Genomic DNA, 4,667 nt, shown 5'->3' with positions numbered 1-4,667 from the left:
TGTGCGGTCGACAGGAACCAGAAATTACGCGCCGTGGTGCGCACGCCCCGCTCGTGCAGTGCTTGCCAGTACCGGCGGGCCAGGGCGAGATCGGCCGCGAGCGAAGACCGGAAATCCACAACCGGCGGCGCATCCGGCGGCAGGAATGAGACCTGAAACACGGGGGGCAGGCCGCGCACGGCGAGCGGCATCGCCGTCTCGACGGCCAGCGCGCGGAGTCCTTCCATCAGCGCCGCTCCCGCCGCATGGGCTTTCCGCAGTTCGGCGCCGCCGTCGGCGCGAAGGCATTCGAGCGCGGCAACCGTGGCCGCCATTGCGGGCCGGTTCGCGTTGTACGTGCCCGCGTGAGCCGTCTTGCCGTCGTTGAATACCTGCATCACGGACGCACGCCCCGCCACCGCGCTGACGGTCATGCCGCCGCCCAGCGCCTTCGCCAATGCGCAGAGGTCCGGCATAACGTTAAAATAGCCTTGGCCGCCGCCGAGCGAGAGGCGGAAGCCCGTGATCACTTCGTCGAAGACCAGCAGCGCTCCGTAACGGTCGCAGACGCGGCGCAGCCCTTCCAGGTAACCGGGCTGCGGCAAGATGCCGCCCCAATTGCACATCATCGGCTCACAGATTACCGCCGCGATGGTCTTCCCCTGCGCGTCAAACAAGTCCTCGACCAGCGCGAGGTCGTTCCAGGGCCTTACGAGCAGGTTCGCGCCGCTGGCCGGGTCTTGCCCGGCGGACGATGGGTGCATCCGCGGGTTCTCGCGCGGGCCCTGCGCGTCCTGGTCGAGAACGCAATAGTTCCAGGCGATGGCGTCGTTCCAGCCGTGATAATGGCCCTCGAAGCGCAGCACTTTGGGGCGGCCGGTGTACGCGCGTGCGGCGCGCAGCGCGGCCATGATCGCCTCGGAACCGGTGCAATTGAACCGCACCATTTCGGCGCACGGGACCAGTTCGCGGATGAGTTCCGCGGCGCGGACCTCGAGTTCCGTCTGGCCCGCGTAGAGCAGACCCTTTTCCAGTTGTGCGCGGACCGCGTCAAGGACCGGGCGCGGCGTGTACCCGAGGAGCATGGGTCCCTGGCCCATTACGTAGTCGATGTATTTGTTGCCGTCCGCGTCCCAGATATGCGCGCCCTCGCCGCGCTCGTAGAAGAGGGGGGCGGGCGTCGCGGCGAGGCGCGCGTTGCTGTGCACGCCGCCCGGCGTAATGCGGCATGCCCGCTCGTAAAGCTGTTTCGAACGCTCGAATATCATGGGTCCAGCCTCCCAGGCGTTAGATCATCCCGAAAAATCGTCGAGATACACTTCCCTGCCGGTCCGGCTTGACTCGTACGCGGCCAGGGCCGCCGCAACGGCCTGACGTCCGTCCCAGCCGGTGATTGCCGGTTCACGACCGTCGAGGATGGCGTCGACAAGGTCTTGGATAAGCAGCCCGTAGGCGTGGAGCCGGTTCTCGTGGAGAAAGCCCTTGCCCGCCCAATCGACCGGCGGTTGCACCGCCAGGGTCTCCCAGGCGCCGCCCGCCGTGGCGATGCGCGTTTCCGCGTAGCCGTCGAGGTCGATCAGGCCGCGTTCGCAAAACACCTGCGCGCCGAAACCATTGCGCGGGAAGCCGGGCTTGGGCGCTTCGAACGAACAGAAGACATAATGCACCGACCCGTCCCGCATGGTCAGGAGCACATCGGACGTCCCATCGACGGGGGCGCCGGTCAGGGTGCGCGTTTTCGCGAAGACACTCTTGACCTCCTGTCCGGTCAGCGCGCGCACCGCGTCGATGTTGTGGATGCCATGGCCAAAGAGCAGGCCAATATTGTCGGTGTTCATCTGCCAGGCCGGAACGGTGCCGAGTCCGTCCGGCACGACTTGGCACGTCCGTACGTGCCGTATCGCGCCGAGTTGTCCCGTGGCGAGAACCTCCAGCGCCTTGGCGAATCCCGCGCGCGTGCGCTGCGTGAACGTCACTCCGCACCTCAGGCCGGACGCGCCGCAGGCCTCGAGGGTCGCGTCGCAGGCGGCAACGGTGCAGGCCATAGGCTTGTCCACGAGCAGGTGCTTGCCCGCGCGCGCCGAAGCGAGCGCATGTTCGGCGTGAAGGGCGTGCGGCGTGGCGACCATGACGAGGTCCAGGTCGGGCCGTTTCAGCATGTCACGGTAAGACGTGCAATGCGCTATGCCGTAGTCCTCCGCGAGCTTGGTGGCGCCTGAGCCCTCCGCTACAGCAACCAGCCGTGCGCGCCGGACCATGTCGCGCACGGTGCGCGCGTAGGTCTGGCCCATGAACCCTGAGCCAATAATACCAACACCCAGTACCTTGTCCGTCATGATGGGTTACCTCCTTGCCCCGCCGCGCAGATACCGCCCGGCGATGACCGCGGCCGCGCCCGCGGCAAAGAGCGCGGAACCTACAACGACCGACAGCCAGGGCACGGGGGACGTGCGGGTCGCGAAAATTGTAAGGGGCAGCAGCGCGCCCATCGCGCCGCTGGCCCAGCCGATGATTTCGAGCGCGCCCGCGTTCTGGCTGCCGCGCGGGACCGCCGCGTGGCGTGACGGCGGCTGCACCGAGGTCAATTCTCCGATGAATCGCGCAATCTCGGCGCGTTTGCGCGCATCATCGGGCAGCAGGCGGCTCAGCAGCAGCATGACACCGAGCGTAGGCAGCACGGTTATCCAGGTCAGGTATGGCACGGTGCGCAGAAACGCCAGGTCGCCTCCGAAACTCGCGAAATAGGCCATCAACCCGAGAACCATGCCTGCGAGGAAACCGCCGAGCGCGCCCGCATTTGAGACGCGGCGCGTGACCAGGCCAAACATCATCGGAATCGCGACCGGCGGCAGCAGCACGCTGAACAGTTCGGCCATGATCTTTACCAGTTCGACCTCGCCGGGAATCCGCGCCAACAGCAGCGCGATGCCCAGCGCGAGCATCCCCACAATCAGCGTCGCGACCCGCCCGGCCAGCACGGGGGCGCGCGGCTCGCCGCCACGGAAGAACAGCCGCGCGTACAGGTCTTTCGTGAGCACGGCGGCCACGGCGTTGTAATCGCCGGAGAGCGTGGACATGGTCGCGGAGAACATGGCGGCAATGACCATGCCGATCAATCCCGCGGGCAGCAGCTGCCTGCACACCTCCGCGTAGACGGAATTCGGCGCTATTGCCTCCGGGAGCAGCCGCGCGGCGAAACCCGGCAGCAGAATCAGCGGCATGGTCACGAACGTGAGTGCGGCGACCATGTACCCGACGAGCCGCGCGCCGCGGTCCGTGCGCACCGAGTAATAGCGCTGCACGAGCGGCCATTTGACGGAATACGAGAAGGTCATGACGATGAAGAACGACAGCACCCAGTACCAGGGATACTTGGGCGACGTCGGCGACCACATTTCCGGCGGGAGGTGGTGGGCGAGCGCGGCCGGCCCGCCGACCTTGACGAGAATGAGCGGGGCAAGGACCACCACGGCGACGCTCATGACCACGAACTGCACGAAGTCGGTGATCATGACGGCCCACAGCCCGCCGAGCAGCGTGTACGCCAGCATGATCAACCCGCACGCGCTAATCGACAGCGCGAGGTTGCCGCCCGTCGAGATGCTCATCATTTCATTGACCATGGTCCCGATGACAAAGAGCTTGAGCGCGTCGTCAATGATGATGAGCGGCACCCCTGCCCACGCAAGCACCTGGCGCAGCCCGGGGCCGTAGCGGCGCTCGATGTATTCAAGGGGTGTGGTGGCGGCGGCGCGGCGCCAGCGCGCGGCGAAGAAGCGCGCGCTGATGACGGAGCAGACCGCGACAAGCCACCAGATGGTGACGGCAACGAAGCCGTCGGTGTAGGCGAGCGCGGAATAACTCACGAACGCGAACGCGCTGAAACTGGTCATGTAGAGCGAAACACCGGATACCCACCACGGCACCTCTTGCCCGCCGCCGAAGAAATCGTTCAGATTACGCATGCGTCCGGCGAAGAAGACGCCGATTCCGAGCATTACGAGGAAGAAACCTGCGACAATCAGATAATCCGCGGTGCTCATGACGTGGTTTTCCTGTCCTGGGGCAGGCGGCGCAGCATGCGGTAGTGCGGGCCGACGCCGGGCACGTCGAACAGTTCCGAAACGGTTTCCCAGCCCAGTTTCCGGTAGAAACCCGCCGCGGATTCGCGCGCGTTACACCAGAGCACGCGCGCACCCGATGCCTTGGGAAGTTCCGCCTCCGCGAAGGCCAGCATCGCGCGGCCAAGACCCTGGCCGCGGCAGTCCGGCGCCGTTGCCATGCCCCGAAGCTGCCACGCGGGCGCGCTCTGACAGGGTTGCACAAGAAACGTGGCGCACCCCACGCACCGGCCGTTCACGAAGACGCCGATATGCCGCGTCGCGGCGTCCCGGTCGCCCGGGAAGAAGGGCGTGTCGCGGTCCGTGCCCGCGATGATGACCGCGTCGCGCAAAGGCAGGATTTCCTCCAGTCTGGCGAATCGGGGAGTCATCGTTGTCAGCCTTCCGTGCGCGGTATGCGCGAATACCGGGAGCTACGATAGAATATCCATCAAATGATTGGCAACAGGGCGGCGTCGGCATGCAGAACCGGTACCAATACTACAGGGACGCCTTTCGCGGGCGGGTGATGCCGTTGGCCTTCGTGGACCTGGACCTGTTCGACGAAAACGTCACGGCCATTGCCGC

The 4,667-nt window shown here is 66.2% G+C and carries 4 protein-coding genes; all 4 read right to left on the bottom strand.

All coding sequences use genetic code 11. The features are described from left to right. The coding region (locus tag KA184_23310; GenBank protein ID MBP8132520.1) for an aspartate aminotransferase family protein at positions 1–1,247 on the bottom strand (1,247 nt) is incomplete at its 3' end. A gap of 24 nt (positions 1,248–1,271) precedes the next feature. Beyond that, complete coding sequence (locus KA184_23305) at positions 1,272–2,315, bottom strand: Gfo/Idh/MocA family oxidoreductase (GenBank protein MBP8132519.1); 1,044 nt, start codon at positions 2,313–2,315, stop codon at positions 1,272–1,274. Between the two features lie 6 nt (positions 2,316–2,321). Further along, on the bottom strand, positions 2,322–4,022 hold the full coding sequence (locus KA184_23300) for a hypothetical protein (GenBank protein MBP8132518.1): 1,701 nt from the start codon (positions 4,020–4,022) through the stop codon (positions 2,322–2,324). After that, complete coding sequence (locus tag KA184_23295) at positions 4,019–4,471, bottom strand: GNAT family N-acetyltransferase (GenBank protein MBP8132517.1); 453 nt, start codon at positions 4,469–4,471, stop codon at positions 4,019–4,021. The genes KA184_23300 and KA184_23295 overlap by 4 nt, the downstream gene beginning before the upstream one ends. Positions 4,472–4,667: the final 196 nt, after the last annotated feature.

The sequence above is a fragment of the Candidatus Hydrogenedentota bacterium genome (assembly GCA_018005585.1).
In the GTDB taxonomy this organism is placed as follows: Bacteria; Hydrogenedentota; Hydrogenedentia; order Hydrogenedentales; family JAGMZX01; genus JAGMZX01.
This window is presented reverse-complemented; position numbering and strand designations above follow the sequence as displayed.